The organism is Gilliamella apicola (assembly GCF_000599985.1).
Lineage (GTDB): Bacteria > Pseudomonadota > Gammaproteobacteria > Enterobacterales > Orbaceae > Gilliamella > Gilliamella apicola.
Genome location: NZ_CP007445.1, coordinates 2810457 through 2836095, shown reverse-complemented (window position 1 = coordinate 2836095; position 25639 = coordinate 2810457). Strand labels below are relative to the sequence as shown.

The 25639-nt window shown below is 32.3% G+C and carries 20 protein-coding genes and 1 riboswitch; of the genes, 8 read left to right on the top strand and 12 right to left on the bottom strand.

All coding sequences use genetic code 11. The features are described 5' to 3' along the window. Positions 1–89 precede the first annotated feature (89 nt). The 3 genes from plsB to GAPWK_RS12645 form a co-directional block, all read right to left on the bottom strand. On the bottom strand, positions 90–2519 hold the full coding sequence (gene plsB / locus GAPWK_RS12655; RefSeq protein WP_025316589.1) for a glycerol-3-phosphate 1-O-acyltransferase PlsB: 2430 nt from the start codon (positions 2517–2519) through the stop codon (positions 90–92). A gap of 450 nt (positions 2520–2969) precedes the next feature. Continuing rightward, positions 2970–3734, bottom strand: coding sequence for a type I 3-dehydroquinate dehydratase (gene aroD, locus GAPWK_RS12650; protein WP_025316588.1), 765 nt, complete (start codon positions 3732–3734; stop codon positions 2970–2972). A 107-nt stretch (positions 3735–3841) separates the two neighbouring features. Then, entirely contained in the window at positions 3842–4714 is an 873-nt protein-coding gene (locus GAPWK_RS12645; protein ID WP_025316587.1) for a shikimate dehydrogenase, read from the bottom strand. 832 nt (positions 4715–5546) lie between these two features. On the opposite strand from GAPWK_RS12645, the gene GAPWK_RS12640 reads away from it, so the two are divergent. Together GAPWK_RS12640 and rsmB are read left to right on the top strand one after the other, a co-directional pair. Next, positions 5547–6890 (top strand): Na+/H+ antiporter family protein, encoded by a 1344-nt coding sequence (locus tag GAPWK_RS12640; protein WP_080692508.1) that lies wholly within the window; start codon positions 5547–5549, stop codon positions 6888–6890. Positions 6891–6925: 35 nt separating this feature from the next. After that, positions 6926–8218, top strand: coding sequence for a 16S rRNA (cytosine(967)-C(5))-methyltransferase RsmB (rsmB, locus tag GAPWK_RS12635; RefSeq protein ID WP_025316585.1), 1293 nt, complete (start codon positions 6926–6928; stop codon positions 8216–8218). Positions 8219–8271: 53 nt separating this feature from the next. Here rsmB and GAPWK_RS12630 read toward each other — a convergent pair whose 3' ends face one another. Continuing rightward, positions 8272–8814: an NAD(P)H-dependent oxidoreductase gene (locus GAPWK_RS12630; RefSeq protein ID WP_025316584.1), complete on the bottom strand. Its 543-nt coding sequence runs from the start codon at positions 8812–8814 to the stop codon at positions 8272–8274. Between the two features lie 122 nt (positions 8815–8936). Between GAPWK_RS12630 and GAPWK_RS12625 the strand changes: the two genes are divergently transcribed. Further along, positions 8937–9278 carry a winged helix-turn-helix transcriptional regulator gene (locus tag GAPWK_RS12625; RefSeq protein WP_025316583.1) on the top strand — a complete coding sequence of 114 codons (342 nt, stop codon included), beginning with the start codon at positions 8937–8939 and terminating at the stop codon, positions 9276–9278. 238 nt (positions 9279–9516) lie between these two features. Here the strand turns inward: GAPWK_RS12625 and GAPWK_RS12620 are convergent, their stop codons facing one another. From GAPWK_RS12620 to GAPWK_RS12595, 6 genes are all read right to left on the bottom strand, one after another. Beyond that, positions 9517–10221, bottom strand: a complete 705-nt coding sequence (locus GAPWK_RS12620) for a tetratricopeptide repeat protein (protein WP_025316582.1) — start codon at positions 10219–10221, stop codon at positions 9517–9519. Next, the gene (locus GAPWK_RS12615) at positions 10205–10612 is read right to left on the bottom strand and encodes a hypothetical protein (RefSeq protein WP_025316581.1); all 408 of its coding nucleotides are present in this window, start codon (positions 10610–10612) and stop codon (positions 10205–10207) included. Before GAPWK_RS12615 ends, GAPWK_RS12620 begins: the two co-directional genes overlap by 17 nt. A gap of 425 nt (positions 10613–11037) precedes the next feature. Next, on the bottom strand, positions 11038–11451 hold the full coding sequence (locus GAPWK_RS12610) for a hypothetical protein (protein WP_025316580.1): 414 nt from the start codon (positions 11449–11451) through the stop codon (positions 11038–11040). 107 nt (positions 11452–11558) lie between these two features. Next, on the bottom strand, positions 11559–12212 hold the full coding sequence (locus GAPWK_RS12605; RefSeq protein WP_025316579.1) for a hypothetical protein: 654 nt from the start codon (positions 12210–12212) through the stop codon (positions 11559–11561). A 413-nt stretch (positions 12213–12625) separates the two neighbouring features. Further along, positions 12626–13645: a hypothetical protein gene (locus tag GAPWK_RS12600; protein ID WP_146206953.1), complete on the bottom strand. Its 1020-nt coding sequence runs from the start codon at positions 13643–13645 to the stop codon at positions 12626–12628. Between the two features lie 10 nt (positions 13646–13655). Beyond that, on the bottom strand, positions 13656–17024 hold the full coding sequence (locus GAPWK_RS12595) for a M23 family metallopeptidase (protein ID WP_025316577.1): 3369 nt from the start codon (positions 17022–17024) through the stop codon (positions 13656–13658). A 756-nt stretch (positions 17025–17780) separates the two neighbouring features. On the opposite strand from GAPWK_RS12595, the gene serB reads away from it, so the two are divergent. Both serB and radA read left to right on the top strand, forming a co-directional pair. After that, complete coding sequence (gene serB / locus GAPWK_RS12590; RefSeq protein WP_025316576.1) at positions 17781–18755, top strand: phosphoserine phosphatase; 975 nt, start codon at positions 17781–17783, stop codon at positions 18753–18755. Positions 18756–18764: 9 nt separating this feature from the next. Beyond that, positions 18765–20141 (top strand): DNA repair protein RadA, encoded by a 1377-nt coding sequence (radA, locus tag GAPWK_RS12585; protein WP_025316575.1) that lies wholly within the window; start codon positions 18765–18767, stop codon positions 20139–20141. Between the two features lie 76 nt (positions 20142–20217). On the opposite strand, the gene ppnN is transcribed toward radA, so the two are convergent. Next, a complete protein-coding gene (ppnN, locus tag GAPWK_RS12580) occupies positions 20218–21594 on the bottom strand; it encodes a nucleotide 5'-monophosphate nucleosidase PpnN (RefSeq protein WP_025316574.1) in 1377 nt (458 codons plus the stop codon). A gap of 740 nt (positions 21595–22334) precedes the next feature. Here ppnN and GAPWK_RS12575 point away from each other — a divergent pair. From GAPWK_RS12575 to moaA, 3 genes are all read left to right on the top strand, one after another. Further along, positions 22335–22565, top strand: a complete 231-nt coding sequence (locus GAPWK_RS12575) for a hypothetical protein (protein ID WP_025316573.1) — start codon at positions 22335–22337, stop codon at positions 22563–22565. Between the two features lie 29 nt (positions 22566–22594). Beyond that, entirely contained in the window at positions 22595–23584 is a 990-nt protein-coding gene (locus tag GAPWK_RS12570) for a hypothetical protein (RefSeq protein WP_025316572.1), read from the top strand. Positions 23585–23657: 73 nt separating this feature from the next. Then, positions 23658–23783, top strand: a riboswitch (molybdenum cofactor riboswitch). Then, positions 23782–24756: a GTP 3',8-cyclase MoaA gene (gene moaA, locus GAPWK_RS12565; RefSeq protein WP_025316571.1), complete on the top strand. Its 975-nt coding sequence runs from the start codon at positions 23782–23784 to the stop codon at positions 24754–24756. (Overlaps the previous riboswitch by 2 nt.) On the opposite strand, the gene gluQRS is transcribed toward moaA, so the two are convergent. Continuing rightward, a complete protein-coding gene (gene gluQRS / locus GAPWK_RS12560; RefSeq protein ID WP_025316570.1) occupies positions 24736–25626 on the bottom strand; it encodes a tRNA glutamyl-Q(34) synthetase GluQRS in 891 nt (296 codons plus the stop codon). The genes moaA and gluQRS overlap by 21 nt on opposite strands. Positions 25627–25639: the final 13 nt, after the last annotated feature.

The window sequence follows — 25639 nt, the reverse complement described above, 5'->3', positions numbered from 1 at the left end:
AAAATTTTAGGAATACATAATAGTTAATTATATTTATTTAATAGTGTATTAAATAATAAAAATTATATATTCCTAAATAAAATACTTTTTTACTCTTTTTTTAATGAATTGATTTCATCAATAGTTTGCATGACCCGAGCGGTAATTAAAGGTTTAAGAATTTTGTTCATTGCTTCAATTTTTGGTAGATTTGCGCCATCTTTATCATCTAAATAACCTTGCTCACGTAGCGATGCGACTAATATTGAAAATACACCTTTGTCAAAAAATTCGGGTGCATTGATACCGTGTAAAACAGATAATCTTTCAGCAATTAGTCGACCTTCTTTTTCCAAAGCAGCACGACTGATAGAAGGATCTTTTTGTAATAAAGAGAATGCAACTACATAGCGCTGTAATGTATCTTTCGATGATGAAGCGAGTAATTGTAATCCCGACATTTTTAAATAATTTAATGTTAATTTATCAGTTGAATAACTGATTAAATGTAGCTCAGCATAAGTTGCAATTATATTTTCCACGTACTCAGTGAGCTGTTCATCATTGTGATAAAGAAATAATTCAGATTTTATCAATGGGAAAAGTAATTTTACTTGTTCAATGACTTCTTGTAATGAGATTCTATTATGTTTTAACAATATTCTGGCTACTATTGCAGGAATAATGAGTAAATGTTGGATATTATTACGATAATAGGTCATTAATATTGCTTGTTCGGCGGTGAGACCAACTATTTCACCCACTTCATCTGTTGTGATAATAAATTTTCCCATTTGCTTTGCATGTTCAAACAGCTGTTCCGGAGTTTGATCTGGGATAGTAATTAAATCAGAATAGGGCACTTTTTGTAATATTTTTATCGAATAATCAATATGTTCAATCAATCTAACTTTTGTTAATGCACATTGATCTGCTGCTAATAATATTGAGCTACATAAATTCATTGCATTAATTGCTGCCGACGAGTTAATGCGCTCCATTATCTGTTTGGCAAGTAAGTTTGTTGTTGGGGTTAACCAGCTAGGGCGTTGAGAACCCGTTGGTTCAATTGCCTCGCGCCAATCAGGGATATGTTGATTTAAAAATTGATTTAATGGGATTGGTTGTCCAAAATTAACATAACCAAAACCTAATTTTTTTAGTTTAAAAAAGGCTTTAATGGTACTCCATAAACTCTCTTTTTGTTTTTGAGCTCCACGTAGTTCATTTGCATAGGTGGCAACTTCTAAAACATGCTCATAACCAATATAAACAGGGACAACCGTAATTGGTCTAGCATCACCACGTAATAACGTCTGCACTGTTATTGTTAACATGCCTGTTTTAGGATCGAGTAACCGTCCTGTGCGAGAACGACCACCTTCAATAAAATATTCAACAGAATAACCACGAACAAAGAGTTCAGCTAAATATTCACGAAAAACCGCGGTATAAAGTTTATTTCCTCGAAACGAACGGCGAATAAAAAAAGCACCTAAACGTCGAAAAATGGGGCCAGCAGGCCAGAAATTCAAATTAATACCTGCGGCAATATGTGGTGGGACTAATCCTTGACGATAAAGAACATAAGATAATAATAAATAATCCATATGACTACGATGGCAAGGTACATAAACAATCTCGTGCCCATTTTGTGCTAATTCACGAATCGGATCTGCATTAGTGACTTTTAATCCTTGGTAAAGCCTATGCCATGCCCAAGTCAGAATAAAATCGGTTATTCTTAGCATACGATAAGAAAAATTAGCCGCAATTTCATTTAAAATGGCTAAAGCATTTTTCTTAGCTTTATCAAGATTAATGTTTTTACTTTTTGCTTCTTCTAGTATTGCCTCTGAAATGCTCTGATTATTTAATAATTTATTAAGCATTTCTTGGCGAACAGGTAACTTTGGACCAACCGATGCCGTTCTTTGTTTAGCAAAATGAATTCGAGCAACACGTGATAATTTGTGTGCTAATGTTGAAATATCTTGGTTATTATCAAGTTGGAGCGTTTTAAATGAAACGGTTCGAGAAAAACGGGTATAACAGTCACGCCCAGAAACAATTATTTTATATAACTTATACGTTGCTCCTACTACTTGTAGTGATGGCATTTTTTTGCCTTCTTTATCTGGTCTTCGTCCAAACATTACCGAAACAGGTAACATTTGTACATCCAGATCATGATTTTGCTGATGTGCAGAAATATAATCTCTTAGAATCTCAATGGCTTTAGTTTGTTGCCGATAAGAGGCAAAAATACCCGGTCCTTTATCGATATAAATATACGAAGGTACGATTTTTCCATTGATTTCAATCCCTGTCAGCGGATCAGGTAAATGATATTTTAAACAAAGAGATCTAACGACCATCAAATCAATTTGTGAGTTATAAGGAAGTACATATAAAATAGGTTTACTTGAATCCAGATTCAGTTCTTCTATTGGATCGGTAGGAATCGGTTTACTTTTAACAAAAAGTTTGACTAAGATTTGGATAAGCAAAAAATAGACTTTAGTCCACCATGAAAACATAAAAAAATAAACCTCAGAATTTTACACTATTGATATACTTGAATAAATTTAATTATAAACTTATTAATTAAACAGAAATATTTGTTAATTTTATAAAACTAAAACGTTTTTTTAATAAAGAGATAATTTAAGTATATACTCGTTACTAATTAATTGTTAGCAATTTTGCACGATCTTTAGGCTATGCGATTTACTGAACGTAAATAATTTTTAACGAAATATAAACTTATTATAAGTGGTTATTAATCTCAACTCTACAAATCAAATTTATTCGGTACTATTTTCAGAAAAACATTGAACAATATTAAATTTAACTACCTATATAACCACACATAAATCATTATTTAAGCCAAACTCACTTTACCTTATAAATATGATAATTTATTCTATTTTTAATGATGTTTACTTAAATAATATTTTTTATTGGTTAGATTGAATTATATACTTTGATTAAGCTTTGCTTCGATACAAGACATCTAAAATATAACGTAACTCTTTCACATCTAATTGACCTGGCGCTGATGGATTTTTAGCTGCACCAAATGTCATTGAAGATCCAAAGGTTATTCCTGCCACGCGACTGATTGCGCCAAGACCAGCCATCGACATAGTAATAATAGGTTTTTCAGCGTAGTTTTCGTTCATTTCGGTTGTTGCTGCAAGTAATGTTAAAACATCATCTGTTGTTTTTGGCATGACTGCAATTTTGGGAATGTCTGCACCTAAATCTTGCATCTTTCGTAATCGGTAAATGATATCGCTTTTAGGCGGTGTTTTGTCAAAATCGTGATTGGATGCTACTATAAAAACATTGTGCTTATGAGCAACATGAATCATCTCTTTTACATATTCATCACCAATAAACACCTCAACATCAATAAGATCGATTAAACCACTATGCACCATTTGTTTATTTAACTCTATATATGAGGCTAATGGCCAAGGTTTCACGCCACCTTCGTTTGCGGTTCTGAAAGTAAATAAAATCGGCTTATTAGGTAAAAGTTCTCGAATTTGTTTTGCTACCTGTTTTACAGCATTGATATCGTCAACTTGAGTAAAGTGATCAACACGCCACTCTAAAACATCAAAATCGATTGATTGTAAAAACTTTATTTCGTCAAGTAGTTCTGCTTCGGTTTTACCGACAACAGGAACGATAATTTTAGGTGCGCCTAAACCTATCTCAAGTCCTTTAATAGTAATGGTTTTCATTTCATATCCTGTTAGTAAAAAATCATGTTAATTAAACTAATTGAATAAATTTTACCACTAATTATGGCAGTGGTATTTAGGTCGAAAAAAACAAGTTTAATTATCCATTAATCATTAAATCTCATTTTTTCTTTTACATATTCAATCGGAGCTTCTTCGCCAGTCCAAATTTTAATTTGCGCAGCACCTTGCCATAGCATCATGCCAATACCATTGAGTACCTTACAACCTTGTTGCTCTGCTATTTCAAGTAATTTTGTTTTTCGAGGACTATAAATACAATCAGTTACCACAAGATCAGCCCTTAGCATCGTTGGATCGGTTATTAAACTTTGGCCTTCTAATGGTTTCATACCTACGCCAGTAGCATTACATAGTACGACACTTTCGGCAATTTCTTTACGTAATTGCTCTTTATCATCAAGATCTGTTACATAAACTTTACATTGAGTATTTTGGTTTAATTTTTTTGCTACTGCTTCGATTTTTTGGTAACACTCGTCTTTTTGGTTAAATATGGCAATCTCTTTTACACCATCTAATGCCGCTTGTACAACAATCGCTGTTGCCGCACCGCCTGCTCCCATAATTGTCATTTTTTTACCAATAACATCAACGCCAGCCTCTTTGAGCATACGCATATAGCCTATACCATCGGTGTTGTAACCTGTTAGCACGCCATTGTCATTTGAAATTGTGTTACAAGCGCCACTCATTTTGACCGCTGGGGTCAATTTATCTAAATATTGGCAAACCAATTGCTTATTTGGCATCGAAACGGCACTTCCACGCAGTCCTAATGCTCGTAAACCTTTTATTGCGTCGGGTAATTTTTCTTGATCCACTTCGAATGCTAAATATACATAAGGTACATTCAATTTAGAATAAATTGTATTTTGCATTTGTGGCGATAAACTGTGGCGGATTGGGTAGGCCATTAATCCGATTAATAAAAAATGACCGTCGATATTATCTCTCATTGAAATTCTCCAAAATAACCTTATTGCTACACAAGTTTTATAATATAAAGGTTTTTCTATAGCTTGTATAAGTCATGCACGAATATTTTCAATATACATTATAGCGCGTTTAATGAGTGATTTTGACAGGGATAATTCATCATTACAACATTCAATTTAAATAGTTATTTACATAATGTTTTTAATAATGATACAAGATCAATTTTTATAAACTTCATTATTAAATGATAATTGCGTGCTTGGTAAAGTCATTCCTTTCTATCTTTTAGTTTTTTATGTCATCGTAACGTTGCATATATCATCAATAATGATTTTTTTAGTTTTTTAGGTGAGTTTGCACCATGATGAAAATTAAGTGAATTGGTTATCATGCCTCAATTATGGTGGTGCGCTTCTTTCAGTTGTTCAATACTCGTATTAATATTTGGCATATCTTTCTTCTTAATTAAAAATTTAATTCATATAAAATATAAATTCTATGTAATTTTTAAATTAGCCTAACCATGATTTGTCATGATATTTGTATAAATAATTATTGTTTAAATTAAAGTGATAATGTTCACTTAGTAAGTTAAAAAAGGAATTTTTATTAAAATGGGATCTATATCAAAAAATTAAAAATCAGTAGATTAAAAGGTATGATGCCCAAATATCAGACAATCTACTGATTTTATTTTTAATTAAAATATTTTTAGAAATGTTGCAAATTTATTCAAAAATCAATATGTTTTGCGTTAACTTTATTTACAATCTATCAATTACTCTACCAATTGCACTTTCCATATCTATAGCCTAAAATGTTAAACTTTGCTTCTTAACCCAGAATCTTCTTATGAATACAGTGCTTGATTTGTTCTCATCCATAAATGCAGTTGTGGTTGCAGTAATCTGTATGTTAATTTTGTCTCTTTGCCGTGTTCATGTGGTAATCAGCTTAATTATTGGTGCATTTGTCGGTGGATTATTTAGTCATTTATCTTTGAAAGAAACGATCGATGCTTTTAATACTGGTATTAGTAATGGTGCCAATATTGCGCTTTCATATGCTATGCTCGGCGCTTTTGCTGTGGCGATCTCAAAATCAGGCTTACCTGAATTATTAGCAGACAAGGCGATAAAACAGCTTACAACAAGTAGTGCCAAAAAGCGTATTAAATGGTTATTAATTATCATTATTGCACTAGTTAGTATTTCATCACAAAACATTATTCCTATACATATTGCTTTTATTCCTCTGTTAATTCCGCCACTTTTATATGTAATGTCGCGTTTGCAATTAGATAGAAGGATGATTGCTTGTATTATGACCTTTGGTCTTATTACACCTTATATGTTCTTGCCCGTTGGTTTCGGTAATATCTTTTTAAATCAAATATTATTAAAAAATATTATTTCATCAGGTATGGATGTCAGTCATGTTAATGTCATGCATGCGATGGCGATCCCTGCATTTGGTATGTTTCTTGGTTTATTATGGGCTATTTTTGTCAGTTACCGTAAACCAAGAGAATATAAAATCATTCGTGAAGAAACCAATTTAGACGCACTAAACAATGTGAATAAGCGTTCACTTATTGTTTCGTTATTAGCGATTGTTTTATCGTTCACGATTCAACTTTACACTGGATCAATGATTTTAGGCGCATTAGTTGGTTTTATTTGCTTTATTGTATCAGGCTCTATTAAATGGGGTGAAGCAGACGGCGTATTTACCGATGGCATCAAAATGATGGCAATGATTGGTTTTGTGATGATTTCAGCCCAAGGCTTTGCCGAAGTTTTAAAACAGACTCACGAAATTGAACCTTTAGTTATCAATAGTGCTGAGTTGTTTGCGGGCAATAAAGTTATTGCTTCATTTATGATGATGCTCGTCGGACTGGTTATTACCTTAGGTATTGGCTCTTCGTTTTCAACTGTACCAATTATTGCCGCTATTTATGTACCGCTTTGTGTGCAACTTGGTTTTTCTCCTATTGCTACCGTGTGTTTGATCGGTGCATCTGGAGCGATTGGTGATGCGGGTTCTCCGCCTTCCGATACCATTTTAGCAACATCAGCGGGTTTAAATAGCGATGGTCAGCATGATCATATCCGCGATAGTGTTATACCAACATTCACCCACTTTAATATTCCATTATTTATTGCGGGTTGGGTTGGATCATTAATTTTATAATCATTTAGGTAGATAAGTTAAGGTCATTATTAGTTATGAATAAAAAGTTACACTCAAATATTCGAGCTATTTGTGCGCAAGCGATTTTTAATGTACTTGAAGATGGGCAATCGCTTAGTACGACCTTAACATTATCGAGCCATAAAATAGCGGAAAAAGATCGCGCTTTAGTTCAAGAGATCTGTTTTGGTGTGATGCGAGTTTTACCGGAACTTAACTTTTATATTCATACTTTGATGAGTAAAGTGCTTACTGGCAAAAATCGAGTTCTCCACTATTTATTGTTAGTGGGCATTTACCAAATTTTATATACCCGAATACCTGAGCATGCTGCAGTAGGCGAAACGGTTAATGCAGTAAATGAGTTAAAAAAGTCAGCGCTCAAAGGGTTAGTAAATGGTGTATTGCGTGAATTTTTACGCCAACAGGCATCATTACAGCAAAAATTTATACAGGATAACAAACAACAGATAAGCCAAACCTTGCACCCAAGTTGGTTACTTAATCGTCTTAAGCAAGCTTATCCACAGCAATGGCAAAATATTATTAATGCAAATAATCAAAAACCACCAATGTGGTTACGGGTTAATCTTAATCACTATTCTGTCAGTGAGTACCAACAATTATTGGCTGAACAGCAAATCGAGTCAGAAGCTTTTGCTGATTTACCTTGTGCAATCAGGTTATTGTCGCCAGTGAATGTAACGAAATTACCTGATTTTGCTGAGGGAGCGGTTACCGTACAGGATCTATCCGCGCAATATGCTGCATATTTGCTAGCACCAAAAAATGGTGAGCAAATTTTGGATATGTGTGCCGCTCCAGGCGGTAAAACAACTCATATTTTAGAAATTGCTCCGAAAGCGAATTTATTAGCGGTAGATGTTGATGCGAGTCGTGCCAAACGTATTGAAGAAAATCTGGCTCGCTTAAAACAAGTAGCAGAAGTTAAAGTAGGTGATGGGCTTACTCCTGAAAAATGGTGCTCAGGCAGACAGTTTGACCGAATTTTGCTTGATTCACCATGCTCGGCAACCGGCGTGATTCGTCGTCATCCTGATATTAAGTGGCTACGTCGTGATAGCGATATTGTGCAATTAACCGAATTACAACACGCTATTTTAACTAATATTTGGTCATATCTAAAAACAGATGGCACTTTAGTTTATGCCACCTGTTCAATCCTACCCGATGAAAACAAATTTCAAATTGAGCGTTTTTTAAAAGAAAACAGTAATGCTCAACTCATGGGTGACATGAAACAATTTTTACCAACCGCACAAGGTGGTGATGGGTTTTTCTATGCTGTTTTAAAAAAGAGTAGTTAGTACATTTAAAAATGTCATGCTCTATTAAAAATGATTAACCCATTATTGTTGCTCTACTTACTATAATTTTTAATTAATTGAGCTAATTGCTTACTGTGCTGTGATGCTTTTGCTTTTATCGTTGCTTTTTCTCCTTCAATAACAGGTGATACACCATATAAAAGTATTGGAGGAAGATATTTCATTTGTGTGTAGAGTGCTGAAACTTTAACGGATTCAAGTAAATTATTTATTAATTCAGAGCTATATTTTTGGTAATTCTCCTCTACTTGTCCTACTGTTAAGCTTTGTAATAACTTTTTATCTTTTAATTTATCTCCCTGCGAGCCATAAGCAAATTGGTAGGTTAATACCTCATCAAACCATAATTTAAGTATTGCTGGCATATTAAACCAATACATAGGGTATTGTAGTACGATAAGATCATGTCTAAGTAAAGCGGCTTGTTCTTCTTGTACATTTATTTTGTAATCTGGATAAAGCTGGTGAATATTACGAATTTCTAAATCAGTAATATGTTCTTGCAATGATTCTATGATGGTTTTGTTGGCAATAGATTGTTCAATATTGGGATGACCTAAAATGATTAATGTCATGATAATTCCTTTTTAATTTATGCTATAAAAATTTGAGTTACTATAATTAGTTTATTCCTTAATGAGGTTATGGCAATATCTATCAAATTAGATAGTTATAAAAAAATAGTTAGGTAAGTTAAATGGAACAAGACAAACAAAGACTTTCAAAAATTTATAAAAATAAAACGTATTATTGTCCTATCAGTCTAGCGATGGATTTAGTTGGTGGAAAATGGAAAGGTGTAATACTTTACTATTTACTTTCTGGAGAAAAAAGATTTAGCGAACTAAAAATAGTGATCCCTGAAATTACCGATATGACCTTAAGTATTCAACTAAAAAAACTTGAAGATGATGGTTTAATTACTCGCACAGTTTTTGGCGATAAGCCTCCGTTAAAAGTATTATATAAATTAACGCCACTCGGCGAACGAATTGGTCCAGCATTAGAACAACTTTGTTTATGGGGATTAACTGTATAGTGTTAAATGATTATATTAGTATATGTTAAGAGTTTTTAGAAAATAGATATTTGAATATAAAATAACTTTTTGTGAAAAATATTCAGGAGTCTATGTCATTTCAACTGTTGTGTATATAAAGGCTTCAATAATGGAATTTAAATTGTTAATGATTATTTATAAGTATTTTTTTATCAACTTGGATTAATCTCTAGAAATATTCACCTTTATCCGAAAATCAAATAGACAATTATCTATTTTAAGAGCGTATTTTTTTTGTCTTAATCTTAGAAGCCAGTTGACAAGCATCGGTTAAATCATTTTTGCAAGCTTGATTAAGCCACAATAATGCTTGCTGGTAATTTGATTGAGCCATTTGAATAATACCTAAGTTAAGTTGAGCAAACGCATTATTCTTTTGTGCTGCTTTTTCATACCAATAAACTCCTTTTTTGTAGCTATCTAAATCTGAACCCAAATCGAAAGTTGTTAAATATAAATTACCTAATTCAACTTGCGCAGGTATATAATCTTGTTGAGCCGATTTTTCTAAAAAATATAATGCTTTTGAACTGTCTGATTTAACATCAAATCCAAATCGATAATTTATGCCTAATTCATATTGAGCTTTTGCATGATTTTGTTTTGCGGCTTTTTCTAACCAAATAAACGATTTTTCAGAGTCACCGCGCTCTGAATAAATAACAGATAAAGCAAATTCAGCTTCTACATATCCTTGTTCTGCTGATTGCTGATACCAATAAAAAATTTGATCATTATATTCTTCATCAACGTTTTTCGATAACAACAAATTTGCTAAATGATACTGAGCAACCTTATCTCCATTTTCTGCTTTAATGATTAAATTATTTTCGTTATCAATATCAGCCTTTGCAAGATTTATTACCAACAAAATGCAAGTTAATCCTACTGCTGTAATAAATTTTTTATTGAGGTATTTCATTAAGTTCTTTTTCCTCTGTTTCATATAAATCATCATAATTATATATTTTTTTAGTTAATACCTTACCATTTTTATCATAAGTTGTAATAATCTTATAATCTTTGCCAAACTCATCAGGATGATAATAATTCGTACGTACAGGCATACCTAATAAATCATATTCATACCAATTACCTACAGAAATACCTGCCGCATTATAATGACCTTGGCAACCTTGTTCTTTAATTTGACCATTTGGATAATAATCAATGCGTAAAGAGTAACAAAAAGGATCACTATGATTAGCGGCTGACCGTGCTGCACGAATATCAATGTGTTCCTTTTGATTATTGGCAAAAACATTATTAACCAAGAATAGTGGAATGAGCGATAAAAAAATTATTCTTTTCATTATGTAATATCCTTATAATCTTCCTTATAAAATATTTTAATATTTTGGGATATAACTATCATCTGGTAGTGTTAAATTACTAGTTTTAAATAGCTAATTTTATTTGATACCCGTTCATGTCCATTTATCGAGAATGCATTTATCCACATCGAGGTGATTAGTCAGCTCACGGATGGATAGGTAACCATTTTATAAAACAGAATCAATAGATTATTATTTAACTTAAACAATAGTTTTCATTAAAAATAATTATAATAAACAATCTGTTATTTACGATATCAATATTAAATTTGTACTATGTTATATAACTGTTAAACCAATTTGTTAGCAATTAATACTGTAAAAGTTGTAAATTCTTTTGAAATAAAAAATCGCAACAATAAGTGAATATCTCCTTAGCGATTTACTCTAAAACTTTTCTAATATTAGTTTTTTTCTGGAAGTAATAATGCTTTTTTAACAAGATAATGTTCACCTTCAGGAGCATTAATTAAATCCCAGCTTAAATTATTACCTTGAATCGTTATAACCGCTAAACTATTTATACCGCCAAAAGTACTATCAAAATGAACCTTAATTTTATTGTCAATTAAGGTAGAAGAAAAAAGAATAGGGCAATCAATTTTATTACCATATTGGATAATTGAACATAATTCTCCATTAACTTTGTCATTATCCTCAAATTTTAACTCTATTGAGAAAATACTATAGGGTATTTCATTATTATCTGTATAGATTTCTTCAGTCCAACTTCCTTCTTTAGGTAATGCATATAAATAATTAAAGTTAAATAGAAACAATAAAATAACAAATATTTTGAATATACAATTAATTTTCATTCAATCTTTACCTTTAAACAACCATCAACTCTATTTAATCAACTCAGGATTGGCAACAAGGTCAATTTTAGTTTCAAATGTTTTTTCGTGCCGTGTATGTTGTTTTATTAATTAGAAACACAAGCATCAATAGCAGAACAGTGAAGCCATTTTTTAATTATCTTATTTTTTTTTGTTGTATAATTAATCTCATAAAAATTATTTTGTGATCGTACTAAATCAACGATATCTCCCTTGATCAAATACATATTTGTCATATTATTTTTATCGGGTTTATCAAATAGGTGGGATTTCATAATAATATTGTAAGAATTTTCGTAATCAACTACTTTATTGCTTACAATACAATTCCCTTTTACTGTACCATCTTCCCATCCATAATAGGTAGGCCGTATTTTATGAAACCAATCATCATCATTTATTAACTCATTTAGCTCTTGATTGATTTGATGGTAACAATAAATAGTGGTAACATCTGTATCCGATGACCACACTTGTGATTCGAAACTTACTTTATTTAGCGTAAATAAATTTCTATTTTTATTAAATCCTATATCATAATATATTTTAAAATGACCTCGATCAGGGAAACGAGTAATTACCCTAAGGATATTATTCTCATCATAGCGGGTTAATATATTCTTGACACGATTTCCACCATCCTCATCAAAACTTGGAATTTTTGTGATTAATTTATTATTTTGATAAAGTTCAATAATATCTCTTTTGTTTTCAGTATCAAATTTTGCGCGGTTAACCACATTATGATCGATATTAAATGTTACTTTTTCAGCATATGAATTTCCAAAAAAATCATCAAAAAGGTAGTTAATATTAATTTAAATTTCATTATTGTATTTGCCTTGATTAAGGTATTTACTAATCCTTTTTTAGTTAAATAGTTATCTAGCTTATTTATTTTAAAAAAATACTTTATACGAATTATTTTCAATTTCTACCATTTAAACAATTCCATATAAGATTATTTTTATCAACAGAACAAAGTTTATTAACTGATTTCAGTTTAGAATGTTTTTTATTACTCCAATGCTATGCAGTTCGTTCATATCTTTCTTTTATCTCTTAAGTATTTACTTAGCTAATAAAGTGAACAATCACAATTTTAATGAAGTTCTTAATAATTTAATTACCTTAAACAAGTTAAATATTTTGTTTAAGGCTCATCTCCAACCTCTACTACAGCTTTTTCACAATCCAGTCTTTCTTTTTTGGTGCATTGCCTTAAATAATAATTAACACCATCTGGAATTGATTCACAATACTTATCTATATAAGTATATTTTTTTTCTTTATTATTAAAATAATATAATTTTTTTAATAAAACATTAGATGAATAAATAACTACATCGCCACATGTTTTTGTACTGGTTGCTATTTTATTTTCTGAATCAAACTGAATCGAATATCCTTCTAAATTCGCTTCAATATATTTATTTTGTGAATCATCATAGATGTAATATATTTGTGGGACATTGACGGCATAAGATTCACTATTATTAAGAGAAAAATCATTTTTATTACCATCAAAATCAAAATCACCGATTCGTATAGCCTGAAATGTATAAAAAATATACCCTTTTGAATTCTTTATGGTTTGTAATAGCTCCCCACTTTTTTTACTGTAAACATTGATACCAGTAATTTTAATATCTTCTTTTTTCTTTTTGGATAATACGACTTTAAAATAAAAATCTTTGGTTGAGCTTCTTTGTAAAAATTCGATATTTTTAAATTCAATATTATCAAATAATTGTTTAGAGTCTTTCCAATTTCTATCATCACCATTTTCCCACTTTACATTATATTCGAATTTTTTTTCTAACTTGAAATCACCAAATATTTGCGATGAGCCTACTAAGTGGTTATCCTCATGATTGTTCTTATTTTCATTAAAATTAAAATTTTTAATAATTATTGAATCTTTTGTATCCAAATTATCATTTATATTGTATCTAAAATGGTAACCATCATCTCTTTTTCTACCTAAACCTAAATAACTAATTGTTTTTGTTTTATTATCAAGATAAATTATATCAAAGTCATTTTTCGATATAGCACTGATATAAAACTCAACTTTTCTGTCCTCTATATTTCCAGCGTAGACTTGATAGATTGCTTCAGTCGCCTGTGGGAGAAGAAAAATAATTATAAATATAGATTTTATAATATTCATATCATTACCTTTAATTTTGTTTATAATATTTATTACCATTTTTTACAGCGTCTTCTTGATCTGTTTCATCTATTGGATTTAGGTTGACAAAGAAAGCTGGATTTATTTTATAACCTAATTTTCTTATTTCTGTATTTGTTTCATTCTCAGTTTTGTTATTGTTAATTTTCATGGCGATTTCTAAATGCAAATGTGTATTTGGAAGGTTTTTTGCATTACCTGTGTCAGATGTATATCCAATATGATCACCTGCTTTAACCTTGCAACCAACTTTTATTCCTGATACTTTTTTAGTATCATGCACATGGCAATATCTAATATAAAAATAATCACTATCAATATCAAAATTATCGGCTTGAACTATTTCATTTTGCTCGTCACCCGAAAACTCTAATGTATAATTATTTTTTGATGCACGTAAATCATCACCTTTGACTTTTAATACAATGACATTGCCATAAGTACCTTCGCTCGCATCTTGAACAATTTCACCATCTAAACAAGCAAAACATGGTGTACCAATACGGGCAAATATATCTAAACCTGCATGGGCCTTTTTACCATTATTTCTAACATATCCAAATGCCCCATTACAAGGTTTGTCATTACTACCAGAATTATAATGAGTCCGTTGTGGATTTTCTAAAGGTTCATGCCAAGGGCTGGTTTTAATTTTAAAATAGTTAATTAACATCATCGGGTGCATAAACCATGCCTGACCATCAAGATTTAAAGTAGCTGGTAGCGTGACATTAGTAGAGGTGGATGTGTTATCTTTTGAAGTATCACTTTCAGTGTTCGTTTTGGATTGTTCTGATTGGTTCTGTTGGTTTTGTTTCGCTAAACCTTTTGCAACATCATCCCACCATAACATTTTCTTTATTTTCTCTTTTTCTTTATCCCATTTTTTAACTATGTTTTCTAACATTTTTAGTTGAATATAAGCATTATGTTCTCTTTGGCTTAAGTTATTTAATATCGGATCAGGAATGGTTTTGAGAGTATTTCTCAAACTGATTAGTCCATTTTTAACATTTTTTTGTTCGCTTTCCTTTAATGTGTTTATGTAAGCATCAAGATTTGCTTTATATCCTTCTTTCAAATAATCAAAGACATTTTTTGCATCTTCATTAAATTCATTGTCTAAGGCATCCCATTTGGGCATTTTGCCTTGTGCATCCATTTCACTATACCATTCACTTTCGCTCTGAATCAGTAAACGTGAAAGTGCCGATGATAATTGTGGTTTATCTTTGATTCCATTGAAACTTTTTGCATCTATCTTAGCATATTTTTTTTGGTCTAAATGATATTGCCTATCTAAAATTGTTAATGTCTCTTTTAGTGTTGGTTTATAGGCCTCAAGAGATGCATTGTCTCTAGATGAGGACTTTTTGACATCTAAATAAAATTCTTTTGTGGTCGCCTTTTCTTCGATCAGCTTAAAATCAAACCAATCCCAACAACTCACTTTTTTTACGCCTTCACTATTTATGGCTAACCAGCCGCGGATAGGAACATTATTTTTATCAAGAGCATGCTCTATAAAAATCCATAATGTTTCATCTTTATCAACAGCCCGATGACTCAAAGTTTTAAATACTCCATTATTAATATTAAGTAATAATGGGGTATCAATAATAGAACTATTATTCGCTACTTCGCTTGCCTGTAATGGATATTCACTCCAGGCTTTTTTATCAGTCGCTAAAGTGATATTACCCTCTGCATTTATGTTTTTTGATATCTCTTCACTATTTTCAATCCATACCGTTTTTTTGTTAGTTGTCGATACAGTGATTTCGACTTGTAACCATTTGACATTGATATCTTCACTGATTACTTTAATCTCAGTATGTTGCCCCACGTCTGTGTCTGCATCTTTCGGTGATTTAAGTAGTTTAGCTTGTTTAGAAATACCTAATAAGGTCTTATCTTTTTCTGGTAGTTGACTGGCTTCTGCACGAGTTTGTGCAATAAAATTAGGCAGGTCATCACAGGTAAAGCATTCCACATGCAAGTTAGTATCGCATTTTATTTCAGTACTGTTCTGGGAAAGTGATATCTTAGGGGTATGGTCATGCCCAATATGCCCAATCAAATCACCTGCTTTTATTGGAAAAGGTGTATCTAATACCACCACTTCATTGTAATTTTTACCTCGGGAAATTCTTTCAAGGCAGTCAAACCAAATTTTTGTCTTTTCATTTGGTAAAGGAATGGTGGGTTTACCATCCCGAATCACTTCAATTAACTCAACAAAATGTTTTGCTTTTTTATTCCCCGATATTTTAACTTGCGTTCCTTCAGGTAGCATTGATAAGATTTTTTTATCATTTCGGACTCTTAACCCTTTAGATTTAACCCAATTAGTCTTAAATTCTTTTTTTAGTATGCTAATTTTTTCAGACTGACCAGAAAGAAGCTTTTCGTGCGCCTTTAGTTCTAAAATCTCAAATTCTAGCGAGGCCATCTCTTTACCAATAAAAATCCAACCTAAAATGTCTGTTTGAGTCACACCTTGAGTGTGTTTGATTGATTTTAACTCCGGAATCGAGGAATAACCTTCCGCTAAGCTTGTAACAGCATACCAGTTATGATTTTCGTCATGTAAATTGAGATTTAAATTCACTTTAGTGCCGACTTGTAAGACCGCTAATATACTGTCATTTTTTGAATTGTCCGCTTTATCGCGAATACATAAACCTTCTACCGTATTCAATTCCTTATGATCAGCTAGAACACGATAAATATCTTGTTCCCAAAATGCAGGTGTTGGAGTTTTAGAATTTTTATCATAAAAAGCAGTATCGGCTAGATGCATATAAAGGCTATAAAAATAGAGTTGATGCGGTGGTAGTTTTTCTTCTTCAGCTTCGTCGGGGGTGTTTTCTGATGTAGTATCAGTTTTATCTGTCGTTGAATTAGTAGAAGTTGCAGTGTCATTTGCCTTAGATGCAGGAGAATTATCTTCAGCAGTTTTTTCTGTTGTCGAACTATTTTCTGTATCAGGCTCTGTTGATTCTGGTTTTTCTTCAACTCGCTCCATTTCGAGTAAGTGACGTACCAAAACAAAACTCGTTGAGTAGAAGGCAATACTATCCCCATAGTTAGTTTTTTGATAGTAATCATTAATTCGATAAGCAACTACTTCACCATCAGCAATACAATGAACCTGTCGTTCGTTTTCATCACCTAATTTTTTAAGTACTGTTTTATCAAAGTGAATACCCATATGCATAAGATTAGTAACAGTAACTGGATAAAATCCTGTTGAAGTTGACATTAATGCTGCATAATAGTTATTGGTAGTGAGAGGTTCTTTTTTACTATTAATGATAACTGGAAATTTCCATTCTTTTACTGCTGACAATGTCATTGCTCATTCCTTAAATTATAGAATTCTTATGATAATTATTTATTAAACGGACTCGGCAATATTAAGAACATTTTTAAATGTTATAGCTATTATTTTCTGATGTCTTAAATGCCATTTTTAAGATTGTTTTTTATTTAAACAAAACATAAATATCACAAAGATAGTTGATAGGTTATAACTCTGTGAAATTAATTTGATATAAAAACGATCTAAATAAGCTCATAAAAATACCTTGTTTAGTGTAATTTGTAATCTTTTTTTGGAAAAAATTTTAATTTGGATTAGATAGATAACTTATTAATATCAGTAATAAATTAAAGAAATACTAGTGAAAAATTGATTTGAGCGATAGCAAAAAAAGTTTGAGTTGAATTTATACTTTATGGATTTTGTATTAATTAATATTTAGTCATTATGTTTGAAAATTAATTTTTTACTGAAACGTATGCATAATCTGAAACTTTTTGACAAAAATAATCATCTATTCGTGATAAAAATAAGGATATGTAAAAAATTATTGAAAGGACGGTTAAAATTTAGATGTGATTGAATCGTCAGGTTTAGATTGCCTCAAAATATAATTATAATAGTTTTTGTAAAAAATATTCAGGAGTCTATATTATTTCAAATTTTTTGTATATTGATATTTGAATTTAATTAAACATTAAATGCAAGATAAGCTAAATCCCAATTTGGACAATCTTTTATAGATATGTTAAATTTTGTCATCGTTTTACGTTATAATGATTTTCTAATATGGCTTATACACTCACCTATAATGATTTACCTGAGAATATTCAAAATTGGCAAGGATTACCACTTTCTTTGAATGGTTGTGAGGTTGTTCCACTTGATTACAATGCAGGTAAAACCGGTTGGATTATTTATGGAAAGAAATTAAATAAAACAATATTATCAACATTCCAAAATAAACTGGCTATGCCAATGGTGATTGTGTCATCTTGGAAAATTAAAACCTATCAAATTGTTCGTATTGCTGGGGTGATGCCTAAAAAAGCTAAACCTATTTCACTTACTTTAGGTATTGATGTTGCACCCATTGATAATTTACCTACGTTGCATTCTCCTGGTTTACTTGTCATGGATATGGACTCAACTGCAATCGGTATTGAATGCATTGATGAATTAGCCAAACTGCATGGGGTTGGGGAGCAAGTTGCCGCCGTTACTGAACAAGCTATGCGCGGAGAGCTTGACTTTTCAACGAGTTTACGTAAAAGAGTTGCGACATTAAAAGGTGCTCATCAAAGCATCTTACAAGAAGTGAAAGATAAGCTACCACTTACGCCAGGTCTAACTTATTTAGTTCGCGAGTTGTACAAAAAAAATTGGCATGTTGCCATTGCCTCTGGGGGCTTTACCTATTTTGCTGATCATCTCAAACAAAAACTAAAATTAGTTGATGTTTATGCAAATCAATTAGAAATTAAAAATGAAAAATTAACCGGTAAAGTGATTGGTGATATTGTTGATGCTAAATACAAAGCAAGAACACTGCAGCAATTAGCTGCCTCGCTTGATATTCCAATCGAGCAAACCGTAGCAATTGGTGATGGGGCAAATGATTTAATGATGATTCGTATTGCAGGTCTTGGTGTGGCTTATCATGGTAAACCCAAAGTTGTTGAAAAGGCGAGAATTAGTATTAATTATGCAGATTTGACTGGTCTATGGTGTATTTTATCCACCAGTTTATTAAGTGAAGGTTAGGAGAATAATTTGGCAAAATCCGTTAAACGTGCTTATGTGTGCAATGATTGTGGTGCAGATTATCCGCGTTGGCAGGGGCAATGTAGTGCGTGTCACGCTTGGAACACGATTACTGAAGTTAGGTTAGCCAGTACTTCATCACGTAATGATAGATTAACAGGTTATGCGGGTGGGGCAGGTCAAGCTAAAATTCAAAAACTATCGGAAATCAGTTTAGAAGCCTTACCAAGATTTTCAACTGGATTTTCTGAATTCGATCGCGTATTAGGTGGCGGAGTTGTACCGGGTAGTGCCATATTAATTGGTGGTAACCCAGGTGCCGGTAAAAGTACTTTATTGCTACAAACCATGAGTAAACTATCAGCCCAAATGAATACCTTGTATGTAACAGGTGAAGAATCACTGCAACAAGTTGCTATGCGAGCACATCGTTTAGGTTTACCAACCGATAATATTAATATGTTATCTGAAACCAGTATTGAACAAATTTGTCTGCTGGCTGAACAGTCACAACCTAAACTTATGGTCATCGACTCTATTCAAGTGATGCACCTTGCCGATATACAATCTTCACCAGGTAGTGTTGCACAAGTGCGAGAAACCGCAGCCTATTTGACACGCTTTGCCAAAACGAAAGGGATTGCCATTATTATGGTTGGACATGTGACTAAAGATGGCTCACTAGCAGGTCCAAAAGTTCTTGAGCACTGTATTGACTGTTCTATTTTATTAGATGGCGATGCCGATTCTCGTTTTAGAACACTACGTAGCCATAAAAACCGTTTTGGTGCAGTAAATGAACTGGGTGTATTTGCCATGACAGAACAAGGTTTAAAAGAGGTCAGTAATCCATCGGCGATATTCTTAAGTCGCGGTGATGAGATGTTGCCTGGCAGTTCTGTTATGGTACTTTGGGAAGGCACGCGCCCACTGTTGGTTGAGATTCAAGCTTTAGTTGATCACTCTATATATGGTAATCCTAGACGTGTTACCGTTGGACTTGACCAAAATAGATTAGCGTTATTATTGGCTGTCTTGCACCGTCATGGTGGGTTACAAATGGCCGATCAAGATATCTTTGTTAATGTTGTCGGAGGTGTAAAAGTTACCGAAACTAGTGCTGATTTAGCCTTGATTGCTGCATTAGTATCAAGTTTTCGTAATCGTCCTTTACCGCAAGATGTCGTGATTTTTGGTGAAATTGGCTTAGGTGGTGAAATTCGCCCAGTACCAAGTGGGCAAGAGAGAATTTCTGAGGCCGCTAAACATGGTTTTAAAAAAGCGATTGTGCCAATTGCCAATATGCCGAAAAAGAAACCTGACAATATGCAGATTTTTGCAGTGAAGAAAGTGTCAGAAGCTTTAGATATCTTGAGTGACTTTTAAAAATACGTTTAATAAAGATTTTTCCGCCGATTCGATTTTCGGCGGAATATTATAAAAGATGTGTTTGGACTTTCTGTTAATAACAAATCTCATAACATGGTTGGTAAGCGGTTCCTCCCGGTAATTTCATACGATCTTGTTTTACAAAGCTTCTTAATAAATTATCGAGTTGTTTCATAATTTCAGGATCACCTTGTAATTTATATCGACCATGTTCGGCAATTTGTTTCATCCCAAATTCTTTTACATTACCAGCAACAATACCCGAGAACGCTCGGCGTAAATCGGCTGCCAGTAATTCGACAGGTTGATTTCTATGCAGATTTAATGCTGCCATGTTTTCATGCAGTGGTTCAAAAGGGCGTTGAAGGGATTCATCAATTTTTAATAGCCAGTTAAAACCATAGGCATCACCCGTTTTTAAGCGCGAAGATTTTACATGTTTTACGCCATCTTTCATAATACGAGCAACTTTTTCAGGTGAGTCGATTACAATTTGATAAAGCTTGGTTGCTTCTTCACCTAATGTATTACGTATAAAATCATCAATGGCAGCAAAATAGCTTTCACACTCTTTAGGGCCAGTTAAAATCAGTGGAAGAGTTTGGTTTTTATTAGCTGGATTCAACATAATACCAAGAATATAGAGTAACTCTTCAGCCGTTCCCGGCCCACCCGGAAATATAATAATACCGTGTGCCATTCTTACAAAAGCTTCAAGACGTTTTTCAATATCCGGCATAATAATTAGTTCATTTACTAAAGCATTTGGTGGCTCAGCGGCAATAATAGAAGGTTCGGTCATACCAATAAATCGACTATCTTTATAACGCTGTTGTGCATGACCAACAGCCGCACCTTTCATTGGTGCTTCCATAATACCAGGACCACAGCCAGTACAAATATTGAGTTCACGTAGCCCAAGTTGCATACCAACTTGGCGAGCGTAATAATATTCACTTTCATTAATTGAATGTCCACCCCAACAAACAATAAGATTCGGTTCTTCACCAACATGGAGTGCATTAGCATTACGTAAAATAGAAAAAACAAGGTTGGTGATGTAATAGGAATGTTCTTTTTCGAGTTTGTCATTTGGAACCAAATGTTTTATTGCAACTATTTGGCTATTTAAAAAAAGAATATCACGTAAAACCGCAAATAGATTAGCTTGAATTGAGCGAATGATTCGTTTATCAACAAATGCACTTTCAGGCGCATCAATAAGCTCTAACTTAACCCCTCGTTCTTTGCTGATAACATTAATTTCAAAAGATTGGAATCTATCTAATAGATCTTTAGTATTATCGGTTTTACTGCCTGCATTGAGTGTTGCTAAAGAACAGTTTCTAAACAACTGATACAGATCACTATTGGCTGATTTTTTTAAAATATCAACTTCTGCTTGAGCAAGTAAGTCCATTGATCCTAATGGGCTAATATGGGTAATCATTACAACCTCCATTTGACGGTTTTATCGGCAAAAAATCATTATATATTCAAACAGAATAAAGAATAAGTAAAGATAATAATAGATTAATTTATAAATAAGTTAATTAATATAACCTGAAAAAACACAGTAGGTCTTTTTTTATCTATATTTTTATATGTTATGTTTAACAATGACTTAAAGGTAAACGTAGTATAAAATTATTTCAATTTTAATTATTAAGTCATTATGTTACCAATGAAAACTGATTTTTGATTATTTAGGTGGATGATCAGTCAGCTAAGAAAGGTAGAAATTGATGAAAAACAACTTTTATTGTTGTCCCTCAATTTTTGCTTTTGTTCTGTTATTTTTTTTGTAAAAGACCTTGTTTAAAAGAGAAATACTTTTGCTGTTTTATCGGTAATCATTTAGTAGACGGACTGTTTAGACAAATTATCTTTAAAAAAGGTGATCATGTTGATAAGAAGTAAAAAACTCTCTAAAAAACGAGATTTATGAGTGTTATGTGGTTCGTATTTTGCAACAACATGCTTTAATAGTTCTTTTATTATTGAAATATCGACGATAATAACTCTCAAACTTAATTTTATTATGACTGTAATATTTATTGTTGCCAGCGTTATCCTATTTTTTATCAGTTGTTTTTTATGATACTTAATTGAATGATTATCTTAATGTCGTTAAATATAGCTGTTGGAGCTGGGTAATTGCGTTTATTTATATATTTTGAGTAATGGGCGGTGAATATTTCTTTTTGGCAATCAGGTTTTAGCTGTTTAGGTTATTGTACCTTGCAACATGATATCGAAAAAGAAGCCAGATGGTTTAAGACATTACATCATATTAATGCTCCTAAAAAGATTAGTGAGCCAAAAGCACCAGATTTTAAAAAATTGAAATTATTTAAAAGTGGGTTTTATTATTATTGCCAAACTCCAATTTTACCTGATCGGCTGAATGTTATTGATTAAATAATAGAAAAATATAAGGAATGTATATAATGCAATCTAACTTAACATCAAATAGTAGATACTATCAAGTCATTACCGGTTATATCACTGATCTTGAACTATATGATAGCTATCAAAATTTTATTCAAGCTCGCACTTTGGCTAATCGCCCAGATTTTAATGTATCTTCAATCGGTCATTTAGATAAGGTTTTTAATGAAAATAGTTATATGAAAGCTATCTTAGCGAGGAGAGATGACAATTCTCCTATTCTAAACATTGAACAATATTTTTGTTTTAAATTGGGTGATAAAGTGATTGAGGGAGTTTTTTGTCGCGCATTTTTCAATATAGGTGACTATGTAGAAGTTGTTGTTGATCAAATTGAAGGAGAAAGCTATTTTGCCTATGCATTACGTCGGCCAGTTGATCATTATTTATGGCTACATCCTTACGCAACGATGGGGACTGAATTGGCTAAAAGAAAAAAGAAAAAATATCTATCGTTAATACCAATTATTATCTTTTCTAGTTTCGGCATAACTGGTGCGTTTATTTTCGTATATATGTTAATTTTAGCATATTCTTACAAGAACGTTGCTCTTCTCTTTGGCGCAGCTGTGGGATTGTTATTTTTTTTACCAGTACATTTTTATTATTCTTCATTTAAACAATTGGAATCAGGATCGCCTGTAGCTGATAAGATTTTTGCAACTTTAGGCTATGTTAATCCTAAAAATTTTGCAATCGAAAGAGAATGTGATTTTTTTATTGATAAATTCAATTTTTTATATGAACAATATAAAGCTAACTATAGTGGTTCATTAACAGATGAAGAAGAATTGTATGAAGAGTTTACCGATTATTATAGAAATCAACAATCGGATAATGATACTGAAGATGATATTTTACTAAAACGATTTTTAAGTGACGAGCCACCAGGAAAAAAATGGGTTTATATTTATCGAACAGCAACTGTTATTCCTAGCTACATAACGGTTATTCATACCGAGGATAATAATGACAAAGTCGAATCTTAGGTAAAAAACAAATTGATTTTTATTATGATGATATTAAATAATTGCTCATAGTCAATAAATTAAGACTGTGCTAGACTTAACCAAACTCTGAAGCTATTTTACCTAAGTGATAATGTTACTCATATGGTCAATTAGCCGCGGTATAGCGCAGAAATGGCTATGCTTCCCGACTTGGATAAGGTGTTTAAAGTATATATATGCAATTAGTTGATAATTATCAACGGCGATTTCAATATTTGCGTTTATCGATTACTGAGCTGTGTAATTTTCAGTGTCAGTATTGTTTACCAAATGGTTATCGACCTAATAAAACTCATACGTTTCTTTCGCTTAATGAAATTGATAATGTTGTATCTACTTTCACTGAACTTGGTGTGCATAAAATTCGTTTAACTGGTGGAGAACCCACATTACGACGTGATTTTGTTGATATTTTGTCAATTATTTCTTCTTATTCTCGTGTTAAAGAGCTGGCAATTACCACCAACGGATCGCGTTTATTAAAAAATATTGCACATTGGCAACAAGCTGGACTGAATGCGATTAATATCAGTATTGATAGCCTATCTCCACACTTATTCAAATTAATTACCGGTCAAGATAAACTCAAAGAGCTAATGCAATGTGTTGAAAAATCATTGGAAGTTGGTATAAAAAAGGTCAAAATTAATACCGTTTTGATGAAAAATATGAATGATAATCTTGATGATTACTTGTTGTGGATTAAACATCGTCCAGTAGAGTTGCGCTTTATTGAGTTGATGGAAACAGGCGATAGTAATGATGTGTTTAAACGATATCATACAGCAGGTAGCATAATTGAATCACAACTCATTGCTCAAGGTTGGCAGTTACAGCCCAAAATGCCATTGTCAGGACCTGCCAAAGTATATGTACATAACGATTACCAAGGTAAAATTGGGCTAATTATGCCGTATTCCAAAGATTTTTGTAAAAGTTGTAATCGATTGCGAGTTTCATCGGTTGGTAAATTACACTATTGCCTGTTTGGTGATGCAGCTGTTGATTTACGTGATTTGTTGGTAAGCCCTGAGCAAAAAACACAATTAAAAACCAGAATTTTTGCTTCATTAATGGTCAAACCAGAAAAGCATTTGCTACATGAGCATCATGTTGGTATCACACCAAATTTATCCTATATTGGTGGCTAATTGGATATTTTGTTTAGGAACATTTGTGAGTTGCCAATGTTGTATTGCCCAATCTAAAAGTTGTTGTTGGGTTGCATCTTGCCAATCTTTTGGCACTTTTTGCCCTAAAAATTGCAAAGCTTGAACCGTTAACGCTTTAAGATTGTTTAAATCGATAGGGCAGGCATGATTTTGTTTTGAAAGCTTATTACCATTCTTATCTAAGACTAATGGTAAATGACAATACGTCGGTGTGCAAAAACCTAATAGCTGATAAAGTGAAATTTGTTTGACTGTGACGGTTAAAAGATCTGCACCGCGTACTATTTCTGTAATGCCTTGCTCATGATCATCAAGTACGACTACTAGATTATAAGCAAATAAACCATTTTTGCGATGAATAATAAAATCTTCTAAGGCATCTGCTAGTTGGGCAGTTTGTTCGCCTCGAATTTTGTCAGTAAAAGTTAAAACTGGATGATTTTGTTTTATACGAATAGCCAATTGATCTTTGTCTTTAACTGACAATAGTCGATTACGGCAAAAACCGTCATAAATTTTATTTGCTAAATTGTGAATTCGTTGCCTTGTGCAATTACAATAATATGCTTGTTGTTTATTGAGTAGCGATTGCAGGACAGCTTGATAACGCTCACTACAGTTTGATTGATATAAAATCTCATCATCCCAATATAAATGAAGAGCTTCGAGCGTTTTTAGAATGAGAGATGATGCCCCTTTAACCTCTCTAGGTGGGTCAATATCTTCAATGCGAACAAGCCACTTACCAAAACATGATTTTGCCTGTAAGTAGCTGCCCAAAGCCGTCACCAACGAACCAAAATGTAATGGTCCTGAAGGTGAGGGGGCAAAACGACCAATATATTGCATGGGCGTATTAAGT